The 20,399-nt window shown below is 64.5% G+C and carries 16 protein-coding genes; 8 read left to right on the top strand and 8 right to left on the bottom strand.

Features of this window, described 5'->3' with window-relative positions; translation table 11 throughout:
* Positions 1–18 precede the first annotated feature (18 nt).
* From FB597_RS11725 to FB597_RS11710, 4 genes are read right to left on the bottom strand one after another with little or no spacing between them, the layout of a single operon-like run.
* Positions 19–681: a membrane integrity-associated transporter subunit PqiC gene (locus tag FB597_RS11725; RefSeq protein ID WP_144769616.1), complete on the bottom strand. Its 663-nt coding sequence runs from the start codon at positions 679–681 to the stop codon at positions 19–21.
* Positions 678–2,300 (bottom strand): intermembrane transport protein PqiB, encoded by a 1,623-nt coding sequence (locus FB597_RS11720; protein ID WP_144769615.1) that lies wholly within the window; start codon positions 2,298–2,300, stop codon positions 678–680. Before FB597_RS11720 ends, FB597_RS11725 begins: the two co-directional genes overlap by 4 nt.
* Positions 2,297–3,031: a paraquat-inducible protein A gene (locus tag FB597_RS11715; RefSeq protein WP_144769614.1), complete on the bottom strand. Its 735-nt coding sequence runs from the start codon at positions 3,029–3,031 to the stop codon at positions 2,297–2,299. Before FB597_RS11715 ends, FB597_RS11720 begins: the two co-directional genes overlap by 4 nt.
* Positions 3,028–3,669 (bottom strand): paraquat-inducible protein A, encoded by a 642-nt coding sequence (locus FB597_RS11710; protein WP_144769613.1) that lies wholly within the window; start codon positions 3,667–3,669, stop codon positions 3,028–3,030. Before FB597_RS11710 ends, FB597_RS11715 begins: the two co-directional genes overlap by 4 nt.
* A 751-nt stretch (positions 3,670–4,420) precedes the next feature.
* Between FB597_RS11710 and leuA the strand changes: the two genes are divergently transcribed.
* Positions 4,421–6,124: a 2-isopropylmalate synthase gene (leuA, locus tag FB597_RS11705; protein WP_141912413.1), complete on the top strand. Its 1,704-nt coding sequence runs from the start codon at positions 4,421–4,423 to the stop codon at positions 6,122–6,124.
* Positions 6,125–6,231: 107 nt separating this feature from the next.
* Here the strand turns inward: leuA and egtB are convergent, their stop codons facing one another.
* Together egtB and egtD are read right to left on the bottom strand one after the other, a co-directional pair.
* Entirely contained in the window at positions 6,232–7,530 is a 1,299-nt protein-coding gene (gene egtB / locus FB597_RS11700; protein ID WP_144769612.1) for an ergothioneine biosynthesis protein EgtB, read from the bottom strand.
* Positions 7,531–7,541: 11 nt separating this feature from the next.
* A complete protein-coding gene (egtD, locus tag FB597_RS11695; protein ID WP_255517153.1) occupies positions 7,542–8,525 on the bottom strand; it encodes an L-histidine N(alpha)-methyltransferase in 984 nt (327 codons plus the stop codon).
* 324 nt (positions 8,526–8,849) lie between these two features.
* Between egtD and FB597_RS11690 the strand changes: the two genes are divergently transcribed.
* Both FB597_RS11690 and FB597_RS11685 read left to right on the top strand, forming a co-directional pair.
* Complete coding sequence (locus FB597_RS11690) at positions 8,850–10,670, top strand: ABC transporter transmembrane domain-containing protein (RefSeq protein WP_144769610.1); 1,821 nt, start codon at positions 8,850–8,852, stop codon at positions 10,668–10,670.
* Between the two features lie 128 nt (positions 10,671–10,798).
* Positions 10,799–11,917, top strand: a complete 1,119-nt coding sequence (locus FB597_RS11685; RefSeq protein WP_144769609.1) for an NADH:flavin oxidoreductase/NADH oxidase — start codon at positions 10,799–10,801, stop codon at positions 11,915–11,917.
* 297 nt (positions 11,918–12,214) lie between these two features.
* On the opposite strand, the gene FB597_RS11680 is transcribed toward FB597_RS11685, so the two are convergent.
* Positions 12,215–12,856 (bottom strand): DedA family protein, encoded by a 642-nt coding sequence (locus FB597_RS11680; protein ID WP_144769608.1) that lies wholly within the window; start codon positions 12,854–12,856, stop codon positions 12,215–12,217.
* 338 nt (positions 12,857–13,194) lie between these two features.
* Here FB597_RS11680 and FB597_RS11675 point away from each other — a divergent pair, with 338 nt between their 5' ends.
* Positions 13,195–13,503 (top strand): hypothetical protein, encoded by a 309-nt coding sequence (locus FB597_RS11675; protein ID WP_144769607.1) that lies wholly within the window; start codon positions 13,195–13,197, stop codon positions 13,501–13,503.
* Positions 13,504–13,569: 66 nt separating this feature from the next.
* On the opposite strand, the gene FB597_RS11670 is transcribed toward FB597_RS11675, so the two are convergent.
* Entirely contained in the window at positions 13,570–14,274 is a 705-nt protein-coding gene (locus tag FB597_RS11670) for a GntR family transcriptional regulator (protein WP_141912396.1), read from the bottom strand.
* Between the two features lie 465 nt (positions 14,275–14,739).
* On the opposite strand from FB597_RS11670, the gene FB597_RS11665 reads away from it, so the two are divergent.
* From FB597_RS11665 to FB597_RS11650, 4 genes are all read left to right on the top strand, one after another.
* Complete coding sequence (locus FB597_RS11665) at positions 14,740–16,011, top strand: ABC transporter substrate-binding protein (RefSeq protein WP_141912394.1); 1,272 nt, start codon at positions 14,740–14,742, stop codon at positions 16,009–16,011.
* Between the two features lie 160 nt (positions 16,012–16,171).
* Complete coding sequence (locus FB597_RS11660; RefSeq protein WP_144769606.1) at positions 16,172–17,047, top strand: branched-chain amino acid ABC transporter permease; 876 nt, start codon at positions 16,172–16,174, stop codon at positions 17,045–17,047.
* A 10-nt stretch (positions 17,048–17,057) separates the two neighbouring features.
* Positions 17,058–19,580 carry a branched-chain amino acid ABC transporter ATP-binding protein/permease gene (locus tag FB597_RS11655; RefSeq protein ID WP_144769605.1) on the top strand — a complete coding sequence of 841 codons (2,523 nt, stop codon included), beginning with the start codon at positions 17,058–17,060 and terminating at the stop codon, positions 19,578–19,580.
* A 30-nt stretch (positions 19,581–19,610) separates the two neighbouring features.
* Positions 19,611–20,396, top strand: a complete 786-nt coding sequence (locus tag FB597_RS11650; protein ID WP_144769604.1) for an SDR family oxidoreductase — start codon at positions 19,611–19,613, stop codon at positions 20,394–20,396.
* Positions 20,397–20,399 lie beyond the last annotated feature (3 nt).

Raw genomic sequence — 20,399 nt, 5'->3', positions numbered from 1 at the left:
TTCACGCCTGCCTGATCATCACTCCAGGCACTTGGCTGCCTGCCCCGCTTGCAAGGCGCGTACATTGCCGGCGATCGCATCGGCGGCAGCAGCGACTACCTTCTGCGTCGCCACCACCACATCGCTGATCGCATTCCCGGCCACGGGCTCCGTCACGGCCAGGCGGCACACCGCCGTCTTGCGGTCGTCCGAACGCGTGACGCTCCAACCGAAGCTGGCCCTGACCTGGCCGTTGCGCACCGCATCGAGGTCGCGCAGTTCGACCGCGATGCGGTAACTGACCTGGCCCGGCGGGCGAGCGCTGCGCGAAATGTCGATGGCGTCCAGGCGGCTGGCAATGCCTGCGGCCAGGGCGTCGCGCAATTCATTGTTGAACGGCGAGGACCAGCGGTCCTGCTCCAGCACATCGAGCTTGGCGGCATCGCTGCGCACCACCACTTGCGGGCGCGCCAGGCGTTCCGGCACCGCCACCGGCAGCATCTCGATGAAGGTTTGGGCGCCCGGCGCCGGCCGGGCGTCGACGGCCGACGCAGCCGACGCAGCCGACGCAGCCGATGCCGGCGTTGCCGCCAGCGTGTAGAACTGCGCCGGCGGCGTAGTGCCGCAGGCGGCCAGCAGCATCGCCGCCACCGAGGCGGCGGCCAGGCATTTGATGGGACTGTTTTTGTTCGGGGACATCATGGCTCCTGTTTGCCGCGGATCAGCGATTCCGGGTGCTGTTGCAGGTAATCGGTCAGGACGCGGATCGAAGCCGCGGCGCGCGAAAGCTCCTGCATGGTCTGGCGGATATCCTGCTGCAGCGGGGCGTCGTCGGACAAGGTGCGCTCGGCCGCGTTCAAGGTCTTGCGCGCATCCTTCATGGCCGCCGTCATCTCCGGCGCGATATCGTTGTTGATATGGGCCGCGGTCTGCTCGGCCGTCGCGAGCGTCTTGTTGAGCGTCTTGACGGTGGTCTGCAGATCGCGTCCGATCTCATCGAACGGCACCTTGGACAGCTTGGCGGCGATATCGGCGATCTGGCTTTGGATTTCATCCAGGCTGCCCGGGATCGTGGGCAACTCCACCGGCACCTTGCTGGCATCGATCTGCACCGGCTTGGCCTTGGGGAAGAAATCGATGGCGACATACAGTTGGCCGGTCAGCAGGTTACCGTTGCGCAGTTGCGCGCGCAGGCCGCGCTTGACCAGGAACTTCAGGCGTTCGATATGGGAATACTGGGTATCCGAGATGCCCTGGTTGAACCTGCGGCCCAGGCGATCCGGATAGATCTGCACCATGACAGGCATGCGGAACTCGCCCTTGGCGCGGTCATACTCGATGCCCACGCTCTTGACTTCGCCCAGCACCACGCCGCGGAAGTCCACCGAGGCGCCCGGCTGCAGGCCGCGCAGCGACTGGTCGAAGTACAGCAGCACGGTCTGCGGCACACCATCCGGTTCCTTCATGGCGGTGGCTTCGTCGTCGGCCAGCTGGAACTGCGCCCCTTCCTTGGCCGGCTCGCTCTTCTCCTCCTCATTGCGGTCGCGGAAAGCGATACCGCCCAGCACCACGGTCGACAGCGCCTGCGTGTGCAGCTTGAAGCCGCTGGCGTTGAGTTCCATGTCGAAGCCGCTGGCGTGCCAGAAACGCGAATTGGGCGTGATGAACTTGTCGTAGGGCGAGTCGATGAAAATACGCAGCGTCACGCCGCGCCCGTCGGCATCGAGGTCGTATGCCATGACCTGGCCGACCTTGATGCGGCGGTAAAACACCGGGGAGCCGATGTCGAGCGAACCGAGGTCATCGGCATGCAGCACGAACTGGCGGCCGGAAGCGTCGCGCGTGACGATGGGCGGCTGCTCCAGGCCGACGAACTCCTTCCTGGTGTCGCCCGAAGCGCCGGCGTCGGCGCCGATATAGGCGCCCGACAGCAAGGTGCCCAGTCCCGAAATGCCGGAAGCGGCAATGCGCGGGCGCACCACCCAATAGCGGGTGTCCGCGGCATCGAAGCCCGAGGCTTCCTTGGTCAACTGGATCGAAACCAGCACGTGCGAGCGATCCTCGGCGAGCTTGATCGACTGCACCTGGCCGATGTCCACATCCTTGTACTTGACCTTGGTCTTGCCGGCTTCCAGCCCTTCGGCGGAACGGAAGCTGACGGTGACCACCGGCCCGCGATCGATCAGGATCTTGGCCGCCAGCGTCAGGCCGACGATGGCCGCGACGATGGGCACCAGCCATACCAGCGAAGGGAGCCAGTTGCGCCGACGCACGCGCCTGGGCTGCTGCAGGGCGGGGGTTTCTTGGTGCGGATCAGTCATTGCGTTTCCTGTTTCTTGTTCAATTCATCATCGATGCCCGCTTGCGCCGTCAGCGCCGGATGCTCGTCCTCATCCCAGATCAGGCGCGGGTCGAAGGTCAGCGACGCCAGCATGGTCAGCACCACCACCGCGCCGAAGGCGGCAATGCCGATGCCGGCATGGACATCGGCGAAGCCGTGGATCTTCACCAGGCCTGTGAGCACCGAGACCACGAACACATCCAGCATGGACCAGCGTCCGATGGTCTCGATCACGCGATACAGCTTGGCGCGCTGCGGCCGCTGCCAACTGCTGCGATGGCGCGCGGAAATCACCAGGATGATCAATGCCGCCAGCTTGAACAACGGCACCAGGAAGCTGGCCACGAACACCACCAGCGCCAGCCCCCATTCGCCCGACGTCCAGAAATAGATGACGCCGCTCATGATGGTGTCGCGCTGCTCGTCGAACAGCGTGCGGGTGACCATCACCGGCATCAGGTTGGCGGGGACGTACATGATGCAGGCCGCGATGAGCAGCGCCCAGGTGCGGTTCAGGCTGTCGCGCTTGCGTACGTGCAGCGGCGCGTCGCAGACGCCGCAGCGATCGTCCTGGCGGGCGCCCTCCCACACCGTGCCGCAATGATGGCAGCCGATCACGCCCAGCGCGGCGGCATCCGGCACCCTGGCCGCTGCCTGCGCCGGGAGGTCGCCCGGCAAGGGCAAGGCATCGGAATGCGCGTGGCGGCTCACGAAGAATGCCCTTCTCCGGCCTCGCGCAGCGCCTGCTTGCGCTCGCAGATATGCCAGATGTAGCGCGGATTGAATGACACCACCGCCGTCAGCAGCACGGTCAGCGCGCCGAACGACCATAGCGCCGGGCCCGGGATCACCTCGGCCATGTTGGACAGTTTGATCAGCGCCACCAGCACACCCAGCATGAACACCTCGATCATGCCCCAGGGGCGCGCGGCCTGCATCATGCGCAATAGGAAGACGAATCCGGGCGGACGTTCCAGCCGCGAGGACGGCAGCAGCAGGTAGAACAGCACCAGCATCTGGATCAGCGGGAACAACAAGGTGGTGGCCATCACCAGCAGCGCGACCTCGCTCATGCCATCGCGCGTCAGCGCCGCCACCGCGCCGATCAGCGTGGTATCGCTGGAGAGGCCTTGCAACTCGATGGTAACGATGGGAAAGGCATTGGCGACCACGAACAGGATCAGGGCGCCCACGGTCAGCGGCAACAGCCGCTCCAGGCGGCGGCCGGTATCGCGGTCGAGCTCGGCCTCGCAGCGCAGGCAATACGCCACCTCGCCATGGCCCAGGACGGGCCGGGGATAGACGGCATCGCATTCTTCGCAAACGATCAGGTCCGGACGTTTCTGCATGGAGGAATAGTTCTGTTTTCTCGCTTTTGTGATTTTGTCTTGTGCCGCCGGGCGATGCCGCTTGGCGCTGGGCGCATGCGCCGGCAAGCATGTTGCAGCGCCCCAATAGCCCCATTTTGAGCGAAATCGGCGCATGGCGTTCACTTCCGGCATCATTTACTTCTTGCAAACACGCATCTTAATGACCAGCCGGTAATTAATTAGCGATTCTAGCAACAAATAGTTTGCAGGACGGAACGCATTTACGCTTGCAAAGAAGATAGCGCTTGACAAGCCCGAGGGCAATCTTCTACATTCTTCGAATGACTTCCGCTGCAAAATTCCTCCTGCTACTGAACAGCGCCAGCGCCCTGCTAGCGTTGCTACCAGTGTCGCTACTACTAGCCTCGCGCTAATCCGTTTTTCCGCCGAAGTTCGCTGAGTCCAGGCATCCCGTCCCCGACCACCCGCGAAACGGCACACAAAAATCACTCCGGCAGTACCGAGCAGTACCAACCAGCAGCAACGCGTTTTTCAACGGTTGCCGCAATCATCAAGCGAAGCGATCATGCACTCCAAGCCGATCACCACCTGCACCGCATACGCACCTGCCGCAGTCGGCGCCTGCCTGCGCCCGGAGATCCCGCTTCTGGCTCTATGACGGGTTGCCTGGCCATGCGCGAGTGGCAGCCAGGCAACCCGATCGCCACATCAGACAGCGTTTTAAAGAATTAAAGCATTCCACGAATCACCGAGACCAAAGAGGTTCATCATGATGTTAAACAACCCAGCCGCCAAGTACCGCCCGTTCCCCGCCATCGACCTGCCCGACCGCACCTGGCCCGGCAAGGTCATCGACACCCCGCCGATCTGGATGAGCACCGACCTGCGCGACGGCAACCAGGCCCTGATCGAGCCGATGAACGCCGAACGCAAGCTGCGCTTTTTCGAATTGCTGCTGAAAACCGGCCTGAAGGAAATCGAAGTCGGTTTCCCCTCCGCCTCGCAGACCGACTTCGATTTCGTGCGCAAGCTGATCACCGAGAACCGCATCCCCGACGACGTCACCATCATCGTGCTGACCCAGTCGCGCGAAGAGCTGATCCGCCGCACCGTCGAATCGCTGGAAGGCGCCAAGAAGGCCATCGTCCACCTGTACAACTCGGTGGCCCCGGCGTTCCGCAAGATCGTCTTCAACATGTCGCGCGACGAGATCAAGAACATCGCCGTCACCGGCACCCGCCTGGTCAAGGAACTGACCGATGCCCGCCCGGGCACCGAATGGCGCTTCGAATACTCGCCCGAGTCCTTCAGCACCACCGAACTGGATTTCTCCAAGGACATCTGCGACGCCGTCTGCGAGACCTGGGGCGCCACGCCGAACCGCAAGATCATCCTGAACCTGCCCTCCACCGTCGAGTGCAGCACTCCCAACGTCTACGCCGACCAGATCGAATGGATGTGCCGCAACCTGAAGCACCGCGACAGCGCCATCATTTCGGTGCATCCGCACAATGACCGCGGCACCGCGGTCGCCTCGGCCGAGCTGGCCGTCATGGCCGGCGCCGACCGCGTCGAAGGCTGCCTGTTCGGCAACGGCGAACGCACCGGCAACGTCGACCTGGTGACCCTGGCGCTGAACCTGTACACCCAGGGCGTCAACCCCGGCCTGGACTTTTCCGACATCGACGTGGTGCGCCAGGTGGTCGAAGAATGCAACCAGATCCCGGTGCACCCGCGCCACCCGTACGTCGGCGACCTGGTCTTCACCGCCTTCTCCGGCTCGCACCAGGATGCGATCAAGAAGGGCTTCGCCAAGCAGCAGCCCGACGCCATCTGGGAAGTGCCGTACCTGCCGATCGACCCGGCCGACCTGGGCCGCAGCTACGACGCCGTGATCCGCGTCAACAGCCAGTCCGGCAAGGGCGGCATGGCCTACCTGCTGGAACAGGAATACGGCCTGGCCCTGCCGCGCCGCCTGCAGATCGAATTCTCGCGCGCCATCCAGCGCGAGGCCGACGCCACCGGCAAGGAAATCAACGCCGCCGACATCTACAGCATCTTCACGCGTGAATACCTGGAGCGCACCGAGCCCTACGTCTACCGCGCCCACCGCATGACGGAAGACTCGTCCAAGGCGGAGTCGATCAACATCGAAGTCGACATCGTGCGCAACGGCCAGAACACCACCGTGCGCGGCAGCGGCAACGGCCCGATCGACGCCTTCGTGCATGCGCTGGGCCTGGACATCAAGCTGATGGACTTCCATGAGCACGCCATCGGCGCCGGCGCCGATGCGAAGGCGGCCAGCTACATCGAACTGCGCCTGAACGAAGCGCCGACCGGCTTCGGCGTGGGCATCGACGCCAACATCGTGACCGCTTCCTTCAAGGCGGTGATCAGCGCCATCAACCGCCAGATCGCCATCGGCGAAAGCGCCAACCAGGGCGCTTCCTCGCAAGCCAAGGCAGCCTGACCAAGGAAAACCGCCGGCGATCCCGGCGCAGCTCCCCAATAAGAACGCCGGCCTATCCGCCGGCGTTTTTTCATTTCTGGCCCGCCCGTTTTTCCCGGCCGTTTTATTCAGCCTGCGCGCGCCAGGCGGATACCGCTGGCCTGCCAGCGCGCACAGGCCGGGAAGAAGTTGCGGTAAGTCAGGCGCGCATGATTCAATGGCGTGGCGCTGGAAGACCCCCGCAAGACGTACTGGTTCACCATGAACTTGCCGTTGTACTCGCCCACCGCGCCTGCCGGCGGCACATAGCCGGCATACGGCGCGTAGCTGCTGCTGGTCCATTGCCAGGCCACGCCGAAGAATTCGCGGCCGCAACCCTGCAGGAGGTCGGCGGCGTGCTCCCATTCGGCTTCCGTCAACAGCCGCGCGCCGGCCCAGCGCGCGTAGGCATCGGCCTCGTAATAAGACAGGTGCACGGCGGCGCGATGCGGTTCCAGCGGCTGCAGGCCATACTCGGTGAATTCGCGCCAGTCGCCGGCTGCGTCGCGCTGCCAATAGATCGGATATTCCAGCTTGAGCTGCCGCTTCCACTCCCAGCCTTCGGACAGCCACAGCGACGCATCCCGGTAACCGCCCGCTTCGACGAAGGCACAGTACTCGGCATTGTTCACCAGCCGCGAGGCGCACTGGTAGGCCTCGACGAATTGCCGATGGCGCGGCTTTTCATTGTCGAAACAGAAGCCCGGCCCGTCATGACCGATCTCCACCACTCCGGCCTCGATGTGATGCCAGTCCAGCGGCAACCGGGCCGGTTCGGCAATGCGCAAGGACTCCGGCATTTCCTGATACGCCGGCTGCAAGGGATTGAGGGAGAGCAGATGCTTGATGTCGGTCAGCATCAGCTCCTGATGCTGCTGCTCATGCTGCAAACCGAGTTCCAGCAGTTCCATGAACCCCTCCGGAGGCGCGTGCTCGCCCGCCTCCAGCGCATCGATCAGCAGCAGCATGCGATGGTCGACATCGGCCCGATAGGCCAGCACCTCATCCAGTGCGGGGCGCGTCAACAGGCCGCGTTGCGCACGCGGGAACCTGTCGCCGACGCCTTCGTAATAGGAGTTGTACAGCACGCGGAACTGCGGATGGAAAGCGCGGAAACCCGGCTCGAACCGCTCCAGGATGAAGGTTTCGAAAAACCAGGTGGCATGCGCCAGGTGCCACTTGACCGGGCTGGCATCCGGCATCGACTGCACGCAACAGTCCTCGGCCGACAACGGTTCGGCGATCGCCCGCGATTGCCGGCGCACGCGGCGGAAACGGTCGCTCATGCGGCCGTGCGCTCGGTGGTTCACTTCCTGGATAGCGGCGTCGATTACTGCATCGATGGCGGCCTCCATGGCCGCATCGGCAACTCCGGTTTCATGGCGCATGATGATCCCCCTCAAACATTGGCGCGCACCTGCGCATGGCATACCGCGAACCAGCGCCGCGGGTCGCACCACATCCGGACTTCGCCGAAGCCGGCCTGCTCCAGCAGGTCGCAAATATCCTGCTGCCTGAACTTGTAGCTGTTTTCGGTATGGATGCGCTCCCCCTGGCCGAAGGCGCGGCTCCCGCCATCCCAGCACACGATCAGGTCGCGGCGCGCCTCAAGGTGCATTTCGACCCGCTGCCGCGCGGCGTTGTAGAAGCCCACGTGCTGCCAGTCGCGCGCGTTGAAGTCGGCGCCCAAGAGCCGGTTCACATGGTTGAGCAGATTGAGGTTGAACGCGGCCGTCACTCCCAGCTCATCGTCGTAGGCGGCGTCGAGCACATCGGCATCCTTGACCAGGTCCAGCCCCAGCAACACGCCGCCGGCCTCGCCGGTCTGCAGCGCATGGCGCATGCGGCGCAGAAACGCCAGCGCCTGTTGCGCATCGAAGTTGCCCAGCGATGAGCCCGGATAGAAAAACAGCCGGCGGTCGCGGCCCACGCTCGCCGGCAGCTCCAGGCCGGCGGAGAAATCCAGCGCCACCTCATGCATGGGAATGTCGGGGAATTGCTGCCGCAGCCCGGCCACCGCTGCGCGCAGGAATTCGGCCGAAATGTCGACCGGCACATACTGGCGCGGCTTCAAGACGGGAAACAGCCGGGCCGCCTTGGCGCAATTGCCCGCCCCCAGGTCGATCAGCGTGACGCCGGTACCGATGGCGGCGGCGATGTCATCCGCATGCTGCGCGAAGATGGCCGCCTCGGTGCGGGTGGGATAGTATTCCGGCAGCTCGCAGATGGCTTCGAACAGCTTGCTGCCCAGCGGATCGTAAAGATACTTCGGGGAAATGGCGGCATCTTGCGCCATCAGGCCGGCTTCCAGTTCGGCGCGGATCGCCCGGTCTTCCGGGGCCTGCTGCCGGGGTTGCCGGATCAATCGAGCGAGTTGGGCCAAACTGGTCTCCCTGCCGTGGATGCTGCGTGGATAAGAGGCTGTGCGACGATCCGGATCCGAAGCCATGCAGGCACTGTAGCAGACCCTGCGCTACACTGGCGAGCCGCATTCGAACATGCCAAGCAGGCAATGCGGCTTAAATAGCTGACAAATCATGGCTGGCATATCGGCCGAATATACTTATGAAGCTATCGACTTGGCCGCACCGCAGTGGTTCAACCCGCATCGACGTTTTTCACCCCGGCAAGCTAAAGTGAGCGAACCGGCAAGTTTTCGTTGACTGCCATGCGCGGCCTTGCCGCACCAACAACATACATCCAGAACATGCCAACAACGCCAAGCTCATCCGCCGCCAGCGACACCGCCGACCTTTCCCCCACCGCAAGAAAAAGTACCCTGGCAGCGCTGCGCGGCCTGGCGCCTTTCCTCGCGCCCTACAAGAAGCAGTTCCTGCTGGCCGGCCTGGCGCTGCTGGTGGCCGCCGGCGCCACGCTGGCGGTGCCGTATGCGTTCAAGCAGATGATCGACCTCGGCTTTGGCGCCGCCGGCGACAAGAGCGCTTCCCACATCAACCTGTATTTCCTGGCATTGTTCGGCGTGGCCTGCGTGCTGGGGGTGGCCACGGCGCTGCGCTTTTACATGGTGTCGTGGCTGGGCGAGCGCGTGACGGCCGACCTGCGCCGCGAAGTCTATGCCCATGTGGTGCTGCAAAGCCCGGAGTTCTTCGAAACCACCAAGACCGGCGAAGTGCTCTCGCGCCTGACTACCGACACCACGCTGATCCAGACGCTGGTCGGCACCAGCATCTCGATGGCGCTGCGCAATGCGCTGCTGTTCCTGGGCGGGCTGGCGATGCTGTTCATCACCAGCGCAAGGCTGACTTCCATCATCATCGTCATGCTGGGCGCGGTGGTGCTGCCCATCGTGTTCTACGGCCGCCGCGTGCGCAAGCTCTCGCGCGCCTCGCAGGACCGCGTGGCCGACGCCTCGGCCATGGCCGGCGAGATCCTCAACGCCATGCCGACGGTACAGGCCTTCACCCACGAAGAGATCGAAGCCAAGCGCTTCGGCCACTCGGTCGAACGCGCTTTCGACACCGCCATGGAACGCATCCGCGCCCGCTCGCTGCTGACCGTGGTGGCCATCCTGCTGGTGTTCGGCGCCATCGTGTTCGTGCTGTGGCTGGGCGCGCACTCGGTCATGCAAGGCAGCATGAGCGGCGGCGAACTCGGCCAGTTCATACTGTATGCCTCGCTGGTGGCCGGCTCGCTGGGGGCGCTGTCGGAAGTCATGGGCGACACCCAGCGCGCCGCTGGCGCCACCGAGCGCCTGCTCGACCTGCTGGCGGCGCAGTCGCCGGTGCAATCGGTGCTGCTGCCGGAACGGTTGCCGCCGCGCACCGCCAACGGCGCTGCGCTGGAAATCTCGCACCTCGATTTCCATTACCCGTCCCGTCCGGGCAGCCGTTCGCTCTCGCAACTGTCGCTGCAGATCGCCCCGGGCGAAACGGTCGCGGTGGTCGGCCCCTCCGGCGCCGGCAAGACCACGCTGTTCCAGTTGCTGCTGCGCTTCTACGATCCGCAACAAGGCACGATCAGGCTGGATGGCGTCGACATCCGCCAGCTGACGCTACAGGACCTGCGCGGCGCCATCGGCATCGTGCCGCAAGACACCGTGATCTTCTCCGCCAACGCCATGGAAAACATCCGCTTCGGCCGCCCCGGCGCCAGCGATGCCGAAGTGATCGCCGCGGCCCAGATGGCGGCTGCGCATGAGTTCATCGAACGCCTGCCGGACGGTTACCAAAGCTTCCTCGGCGAACGCGGCGTGCGCCTGTCCGGCGGCCAGCGCCAGCGCATCGCGATCGCCCGCGCACTGCTGAAGAACCCGCCGCTGCTGTTGCTCGATGAAGCCACCAGCGCGCTCGACGCCGAATCCGAACGGCTGGTGCAGGTGGCGCTGGAAGCGGCCATGGTCGGCCGCACCACGCTGGTCATCGCGCACCGCCTGGCGACGGTGCAAAGCGCCGACCGCATCATCGTGCTGGAGCATGGGCATATCGTGGAGACCGGCACCCACGCCGAACTGATCGCCCGCGAGGGACTGTATGCCAGCCTGGCGGCATTGCAGTTCAATGTGCAATGACACATCGGACTCCGGATGTGCCGGGGACGGCTGAAAAGCGTCCATCGGCGCGTTTCCTGAAAATCCAATAGACTGCCAGCTCCAACCCGACATCCCATAAAAAACCAGCCAACAACAGGAGCAATCCGATGAGCAGCAAACTGTTTTCGCCGCTGACCCTGCGCGGCGTCACCCTGCCCAACCGCATCGCGGTCTCGCCGATGTGCCAGTATTCGGCACAGGACGGCTTCGCAAACGACTGGCACCTGGTACACCTGGGCAGCCGCGCCGTCGGCGGCGCCGGCGCCGTGATCATGGAAGCCACCGCGGTGGTGGCCGAAGGCCGCATCACCGCCGCCGACCTGGGCATCTGGAAGGATGAACATATCGCCCCCCTGCAACGCATCACCCGCTTCATCGAGCTGCAAGGTTCGGTACCGGGCGTGCAACTGGCGCACGCCGGCCGCAAAGCCAGCGCCCTGCGCCCCTGGGACGGCGCGCCCGGCAGCGTGCCGGTCGCCGAAGGCGGCTGGCTGCCGGTGGGGCCATCGGCGGTCGCTTTCGACACCGCCTACACCGAACCGCATGCGCTGACCGTCGACGAGATCAAGGGCCTGGTGCAGGCCTTTGCCGATGCCGCCACACGGGCGTACAAGGCCGGCTTCAAGGTGGTCGAGCTGCATGGCGCACACGGCTACCTCGGCCATGAATTCCTCTCTCCTTTCAGCAATCAACGCACCGACCAGTACGGCGGTTCGTTCGAGAACCGCATCCGCTTCCTGCTGGAAGTGACCGCCGCGGTGCGCGCGGCATGGCCTGAAGAGCTGCCGCTGTTGGTCCGCCTGTCGGCCACCGACTGGACCGAAGGCGGCTGGACGCCGGACGAGACGGTGGCGCTGTCGGCCCGCTTGCGCAAACTGGGCGTGGACCTGATCGACGTCTCCAGCGGCGGCAACCTGCCCAGCGCCGCCATCCCGGTCGGCCCCGGCTACCAGACCGAATTTGCCGCGCGCGTGAAGGCCGAAGCCAGGATTGCCACCGGCACCGTGGGCATGATCACCGACGCCACCCAGGCCGAGCATGTGCTGCGCACCGGCCAGGCCGACCTGGTGCTGCTGGCGCGCGAACTGCTGCGCGACCCGTATTGGCCGCTGCATGCGGCCGACCAGTTGCGCGAGAACGTGGCATGGCCGCCGCAATACGTACGGGCGGCATCGAGCAAGACGCCGCTGCGCCCGGATGTGGACTACGGCATCGAACTGGATTGAATTGAATTGAATTGGACTGATCAGCACCTGCCGAAAAAAACCACCGCATCGCGCGGTAATGCCGTTCAGTTAAAGCTGACTCTCGCTCAATCATCAGAGTCCGTTCGAGCTGAGTAGGCCCGCCAGGGCCGTATCGAAGCCAGCGCATCAGCGTTAGCGGTCTTGCCTGCCTTTCGATACGCTGCTGCGCAGCTACTCAGGGCGAACGGAGCCTGGACTCACAAACAAAAATGCCGTTCAGTGCTTCACTGAACGGCATTACCGCATCATGCGGTGTTTTTTATCGCTGCGGCTACCTCATCCGGAGCGGCGGCGCTGGCGGAAATATTCGATGATGCCCGGCAGGATCGACAACACCACAATCCCCACGATCAGCAGGCTCAGGTTCTGCTTGACGATGGGCAGGTTGCCGAAGAAATAGCCGGCGTATGAAAAGCTGGTCACCCAGACGATGCCGCCTACCACGTTGTACATGAAGAACTTGGGATAGGTCATCGCCCCCACTCCGGCCACAAAGGGAGCGAAGGTGCGCACGATGGGCGCGAAGCGGGCGATGATGATGGCCTTGCCGCCGTGCTTCTCGAAGAAGGCATGCGTCTTGTCCAGGTATTCCTTCTTGAAAATCCGCGAGTCCGGATTATCGAACACCTTCACGCCCACCATCTTGCCGATCTGGTAGTTGGTGCTGTCGCCGAGGATGGCGGCCACGATCAGGGTCAGCACCATCAGGTGGATGTCATAGGCGCCGGTCGCGGCCAGCGCGCCGGTCACGAACAGCAGCGAGTCGCCGGGGAGGATGGGCGTGACCACCAGGCCGGTTTCGCAAAAGATGATCAAGAACAGGATCAGGAACAGCCAGGGGCCGTAGGACACTGCCAGTTCCGACAGGTGACGGTCGATGTGAATGATGAAGTCGACAAGAAACAGAAGGATATCCATGACGCCCGGTTGAAGAGAAAAAACGCATTGTACCAACAGCCCGCCGGCGCCCCGCCATTCCTTGTGCCGTGCAGCATCCTCCCTCTCCAACGCCGCGTGCGACGCGGCATCCAGCCCTCCTTCAGGCTTGCAAAGCAGCGCCCACGCAATCTTACGTTTCTTTACCGGCCAGCTCCCGCAAGTTGTCCGCCGACCTTCCGATATCTAAGAACCTGCTCATGATCTCCCGGGGAAATCATGAACAGGTTCTGATGCAAGCGGCCACGATGCAACGCTGCAAAGCGTAGTGCGGCCGTGATGGCGAACCTTCTTTCTTTTCGGAACCACTGGAGCTGACCATGAAAAGCAAACTTCTGAGCATGCTGGACAAGACCCTCGATACCCTGCCGATGACCGGCGCTGCGATTGGGGTGACGATGCTGGCTTGCGTATTTTCGGGCACCTTGCGCGACATCCTGCAGCGCGCCAACCTGGATCTGCTGGCGGCTGCCGTGGCGCTGTTGCCGCTGTCGGCGGTGCTGCTGGCCTTCGGCTACGGCATGCGCGCCGATCCGGCCAGGCTCAAGGAACGCGCCCGGCGCGAGCGGCAACTGGAACGTCGCAAGGCGATGCTGCGCGCCACCTACGACCTCGACAACCGGCCCTGAGGCCAGGGCTTGCATCACTCACAGGAAGCACCGGAAGCATCGGCGGCGTTGCGCTGCCCGTCCGCTTCAATCGGGCAAGCCGTCCCCCGCCAGGATCATTTGCGCGGCGCTCAACAGATCGCCGGAGAGGCCTTCGCGCGCCTTTTCCGGCGAGCCTTCCTGCAAGCCTTTGAGCAGCACCCCGTGATGGAACAACGCCGGCGCCTCGGACAAGCGGCGCGAGCCGGCGCGCAAGTCGAGGTTGATCACCGGCCCCACCTGCAACCACAAACCCTCGATCAGCGCCACCAGCGTCGGCATGCCGGAGCCCTGGTAGGCGGCGAAATGCAGCTCCTTGTTCTGGCGGATGATCACGTCCACGTTGGGGTTCTTGCGGTGCATCTCCACGCACAGGCTGTCGTGCAGTGCCGCCACTTCCTTCAAGCCATCCTTGCCGATGTTAGCGGCGGCATGCTCCACCGCCAGGCCTTCCAGCGCCAGGCGGATCTTCAGCAGCTCGCGGAACTTGTCCTTGGTCATCAGCGGCACGCGCATGGCGCGGTTGGGCAAGATCTCCAGCGCCCCTTCGGCCGCCAGCTGGCGCACCGCCTCGCGCACCGGCATCGGGCTGGTGCCCAGCGCATCGGACAGGCCTTTCAACGTTAGCTTCTGCCCCGGCCGCACCTGGCCGGCCTGGATCAGTTCGCACAAATCCTGGTACACGCGCTCGGAGAGCGTGGCGTGCTGGATCTTGCGCATGTTGGAAAGGTCGGCAAGTAAGGTTGGGTCCATGGCGATACGTGAAAAATTTTCGCGGATTATACAGAGCGCACAGGGGAGACCTGGAAAAGCCTTGCTTGCAGGCCCTCCGGCCGGCGAAGCGGCGCCGTCCCGGATCGCATGCGGCTGCGCTCCCGGTTGACGCCTTCAATTCTATCGAATACATTTGATCACATGTCAAATAAATGACATCAGCAACATAAAAAACGGATCGGCGCGGCAGGATGAGGTTTTCACCCCACATCCCGATACTCATGTCGCAGCGGTGAAGGCCCGAAGGAGATACCCCGCCCGGATAGCCCCCTGCCACGCATGCATGGCAGCGTTACCCATCTCCTCCAGCCCAGCCCGCGACGTGCCTCCCTGCATCGTTGAATCCTGTTGCTGCAACAAGCCGGCGCCAGTCCGGCCGTAACGCTCAAAACAGCAGTTCCCACGAGACACCGGCCCCGGCCGGACCATTAGGAGGATCGCACCATGGAGCAAGACAAGAGCAAAGACAGCAGTATCGCCTCACCCCAACGCCGTACCGTCCTCAAAGCCGGCGCCGCGGCAGTCGGCGCTTCGGCATTGGGTTTTCCGGCGATCGTGAAGGCCCAGTCGGACAAGATCATCATCGGCCACCTGACGCCGCGCACCGGCTTCCTCGGCCCGATGGGCGAGTACGCCGTAATGAGCATCAACCTCGCGGTGGAAGAAGTGAACAAGTCCGGCGGCCTGCTGGGGCGGCAACTGACCTTGATCTCGGAAGACTCGGTCAACCCGCCGACCGCTTCTTCCAAGGCGCAGCGCCTGCTCGAGCGCGACGGCGCGGCGGTGCTGATCGGCGAGATTTCGTCGGCCTCGGCATTGGGCATCGCCCAGGTCGCACAGCGCAACAAGAAGCTGTTCATGAATACCGGCTGCAACTCCGACGAGCTGCGCGGCAAGAGCTGCAACAAGTTCATGTTCCACATCGAGGCGGCCAACTCCACCTATGTCAAAGCCTGCGGCCGCACGCTGCTGCAAAACGGCCTGATCAAGGGCAAGAAGCTGTACGCGCTGACCGCCGACTACGCCTTCGGCCACGACCTGCTGCGCACCGCCAAGATCTTCGTCTCGGCCAACGGCGGCACCATCGCCAACGATGAGCTGGTGCCCACCGACGCCACCGATTTCAGCCCCTATCTGCTCAAGATCCGCCAAGCCAAGCCGGACCTGGTGATCTCCAACCTGGCCGGCAACCAGATCACCAACTTCATCAAGCAATACTCCGAATTCGGCCTGCCCTTCCCCATGTCGGGATTCGGCTTCGACACCGTGGCCGCATGGGGCGCCGGCGCCGACAATTTCGCCGGCACCTGGCCCACCACCTGGCACCACGATGTGGACGCACCCTCGGCCAAGGCCTTCGTCGCCGCCTTCATCAAGAAATACGGCAAGCCGCCCGAGAACCAGGCCTGGGGCGAATACGTGGCCTTCCGCTCAGTGGTGCAGGCGATCACCGAGACCAAGTCGCTCGACACCATGAAGCTCATCGAATACTTCGAAAAGGGCGCGCAGGTCGACGTGCTCAAGGCGCGCAAGGGCACCTACCGCGCCTGGGACCACCAGTTGCTGCAGGAAATGTACACGCTCTCGCCCAAACCCAAGGGCAAGGCAAAAGACCAATGGGATTTCCTGCAATTGGGCGCATCGGTGCCGGGGCCGAACGAATCGCTGGAGGCGATCGCGCCGACAATGCAGGAAAACGCCTGCAAGTTCACCTAAGACAGGCAAAGGCTACTGCGCGCGCCAATCTCGGCGCTGCGATGCTCACCGTACACCGCCACACCAGTACGGCTGTGCCGCTCGCACCGACCTTGGCGCGCCCGCTACGCTTTTCCTGCCTGACGTACGGTCATATGTTGCACGCCTCATCGGAGCATCAATGCAAATCGTTTTCCTGCTGGAACAAATACTCAACGGCCTGCTGGTCGGCGGCTACTACCTGCTGATCGCGCTGGGCCTGTCGCTGATCTTCAGCCTGGGCGGCATCGTCAACCTGGCGCATGGCGCCTTCTACGCCATCGGCGCCTACCTGGCCGTGGAGATCACCAAACACCTCGGCTTCTCCGGCGCACTGCTGATCTCGCCGGTGCTGGTGGCGCTCCTGGGCATCCTGTTCGAACGCTTCCTGCTGCGCCGTTTCTATTCGGCCGATCCGATCCTGGGCCTGCTGCTGACCTTCGGCCTGTCGATGGTGGCCGAACAGCTGATCCGCATCATCTGGGGCGCTTCGCCGCTGCCGGCCTCGATCCCGTCCGCCCTCAAGGGACAGATCATGATCGGCGACTTCATATACTCCAAGTACCGCCTGCTGATGCTGGCCACGGTGCTGGCCGCGCTGGTGCTGATCTGGCTGCTGTTGAACAAGACCTCCTTCGGCCGCGTGGTGCGCGCCGGCGTGCAAAAGCCCGACATGGTGGCGGTGCTGGGCATCAAGCTGCAGCCCTACATGACCGCCATCGTGATGCTGGGCGTGGGCCTGGCGGCCCTGGCCGGCGTGCTGTTCGCGCCGATCTCGGGCGTGCATCCGGCCATGGGCGCCGAGATCATGACCGCCGCCTTCGTGGTGGTGGTGATCGGCGGCCTGGGCAGCTTCTGGGGCGTGGTGCTGGCCGCCGTGCTGGTGGGCGTGGTGCGCGGCATCACCATCCAGTTCTACGCACCGGCCGGCGAAGCCTCGATGTACCTGCTGATGCTGCTGGTGCTGATCTTCCGTCCGCGCGGCCTGTTGGGCGAGCGCATCGAACGTTTTGAATGACAGGCGGATCATGAACAAAAAATACCAACCCTTGCTGATCGGCGCGCTGGCGCTGGTCGTCGTTCCCTTCTTCCTGCAGTTGCTGGGGCTGACCACCACCTCGGCCACCGACGTGGTGATCTACGCCATCGCCGCCATGGGCCTGAACCTGCTGGTGGGCTACACCGGCCTGACCTCGTTCGGCCACGGCGCCTGGTTCGGCGTGGGCGCCTACGCCGCGGCGCTGTCGCAGAAATACTGGTTCCCCGGCCAGATCGTGCTGCCGCTGCTGTTCACCATCGCCTTCATCGCGGTGTGCGCGGCGGTGGTCGGCTTCCTGATCCTGCGCCGGCGCGGCGTCTACTTCTCGCTGCTGACGCTGGCGCTGTCGGCGCTGACCTTCGCCATCGCCTTCCGCTGGACCGAGTTCACCGGTGGCGAATCCGGCCTGGGCGGCGTGGTGCGTCCCGTGGTGGCGGGCATCGACCTCGACCAGTCGGTGTCCTACCTGGTCTTCGTCAGCGCGATTGCCTGGCTGGTGCTGTACTGCCTGCACCGCCTGATCCGCTCGCCCTTCGGCCACACCATCGTGGCCATCCGCGAGAACGAGCAGCGCGCGCGCTTCCAGGGTTACGCCACCATCGTCTACAAGCTGCAGATGTTCATCATCTCGGCCAGCGTGACCGGCCTGGCCGGCGGCCTGCTGGCCTTCCACCACCGCTTCGCCTCGGCCGAGCCGACCTCGGTGGCGTTCTCCGGCGAGTTGCTGGCGATGGTGGTGATCGGCGGCATGCGCAGCTTCCTGGGGCCGGCGCTGGGCGCGCTGTTCTACATCCTGTTCCGCGAATGCCTGTCGATCTGGACCGAGAACTGGCTGCTGTGGTTCGGCCTGGCCTTCGTCGCCTTCATCCTGTTTTCGCCCACCGGCCTGGTCGGCATCTGGCAGCAGGTGCGTCGCCGCTTCCAGCCGCCGCCGGAAGTAGGCGCGGCCATGAGCGCGCGCCAGATCGTCGACGGCCTGCCGCTGCCGGCCTTCCTGCAGCCGCCGGCACAGCAGGGCCTGGTGCTGGAAGCCAAGGACATCGAAATCCGTTTCGGCGGCATCCAGGCGGTCAAGAACGGGCAGATCGCCCTGCATGCCGGCGAGATCCACGCGTTGATCGGCCCCAACGGCGCCGGCAAGACCACCACCTTCAACCTGATCTCCGGCATGTTCGCCCCCAACGGCGGCACCGTGAAACTGAACGGCGAAGAAATCCAGGGCCTGCCGCCCAGCGTGATCTGCCAGCGCGGCCTGGCGCGCTCGTTCCAGATCACCAACCTGTTCAAGGGCCTGTCGATCTACGAAAACCTGCGGCTGTCGCTGCAGGCGCGCCACGCCTCGCGCTACAACATGTGGACCGATATCGACAGCTACCCCGAGATCCACGCCGAGACCGAGGAGCTGATGCGTTTCCTCGGCCTGAAGGGCATCGACGACATCGAAGGCGGCGCGCTCTCCTATGGCGGCCAGCGCCTGGTGGACCTGGGCATTGCGCTCGGCTCCAAGCCGCACGTGCTGCTGATGGACGAACCGCTGGCCGGCCTGGCCGCGGCCGAACGCGAACGCGTGTCGCGCCTGGTGAAGATCATCGCCAGCAATATCCCGGTGCTGATCGTCGAGCACGACATCGACCGCGTGCTCGGCTTCTCGCACAAGGTCACCGTGATGAACCAGGGCAGCGTGCTGATGGCCGGCACGCCCGACGAGGCGCGCGCCGACACCCGCGTGCAGGAGATCTACACCGGCCACGGCACGCCGCCGGTCACCGGCCGCATCGCCGGCGATGCGCAGGAGCGGCCTCAGTTGCTGGCCTTCGAACAGGTCAACGCCTTCTACGGCAAGAGCCACATCCTCAACGACGCCACGCTGGAAGTACGGCAAGGCGAGATCGTGGCGCTGCTGGGCCGCAACGGCGCCGGCAAGTCGACCTTGCTGAAAGCGCTGACCGGCCTGCTCAAACCCGCCTCCGGTTCGATCCGCTACAACGGCCGCGACATCGCCGGTATGAGCGCGCCCGATATCGCGCGCCTGGGCATCGGCTACGTGCCGCAAGGCCGCGGCCTGTTCGCCGGCATGACGGTGGCCGAAAACCTGGCGCTGGGGCGGCTGGCGCGTAAAACCGACAGCAGCGATGGCGTGGCCTGGAGCGAGGAAAAGATCCTGCATTACTTCCCGCGCCTGAAGGAACGCCTGCACACCCATGCCGACTTCCTCTCCGGCGGCGAACAGCAGATGGTGGCGGTGGCGCGCGCCCTGTCGGGCAACGTCAAGCTGCTGCTGCTGGATGAACCGTTCGAAGGCCTGGCGCCGGCCGTGGTGCAGGAACTGTTCACGGTGTTCGACCAGTTGCGGAAAGAGGTTTCCATCGTCATCGTCGAGCACAACCTCGACCTGGTGCTGGCGCTGGCCGACCGCGTGTTCGCGCTGGAGCGCGGCGCGGTGTTCCACACCGGCCCGGCCGAACCGCTGCTGACCGACCTGGCCTATCGCAAGAAAATTCTCTGGCTGTAATTTCCCTTACCGTACAAGGACTCACGCATCATGGATCTGAATCTCAAGGACAAGAAAGTCATCGTCACCGCCGGCGCCCAGGGCATCGGCCTGGCCATCACCGCCGCCTTCGTGGAAGCCGGCGCGCAAGTGCATATCTGCGACGTCAGCGATGCATTCCTCGACGACGCGCGCCAGCAGTTCAAGAACGCCCCGGTCAGCTACAGCCGTACCGACGTCACCGACGAAAAGCAGGTCGACGCCATGTTCGCCGAGCTCTCCGGCAAGTGGAACGGCCGGCTCGACGTGCTGGTCAACAACGCCGGCATCGCCGGCCCGACGCTGCCGGTGGAAGACGTCGACCTGCCGGCCTGGGACCAGACCATCGCCGTCAACCTGACCGGCCCCTTCCTATGCGCGCGCCGCGCGGTGCCGATGCTCAAGAACAACGGCGGCGGCTCCATCGTCAACATCTCCTCGGTCGCCGGCCGCCTGGGATTTGCGCTGCGCACGCCCTACTCCGCCTCCAAGTACGGCGTGATCGGCCTGACCGAAAGCTGGGCCATCGAACTGGGCCCGGACAACATCCGCGTCAACGCGGTGCTGCCGGGCGTGGTGGCCGGCGCCCGCCAGGAGCGCGTGATCGCCGCCAAGGCCGAGGCATTCGGCATCGACCATGAAGAGATGCGCGCACGCGTGCTGTCGAAGGTATCGATGCGCAAGATGGTCACGGCCGAAGACATCGCCAACCAGATCATCTTCATCTGCTCGCCGGCCGGCGCCTCCATCAGCGGGCGCAGCCTGTCGGTATGCGGCAACGTCGAAACCCTCGGCTGAAAG

It is taken from the genome of Herbaspirillum sp. SJZ099 (genome assembly GCF_007828355.1).
Classification (GTDB): Bacteria; Pseudomonadota; Gammaproteobacteria; order Burkholderiales; family Burkholderiaceae_D; genus Herbaspirillum.
The sequence above is the reverse complement of the archived record's forward strand: the minus strand, read 5'-3'. Positions and strand labels throughout refer to the sequence as shown.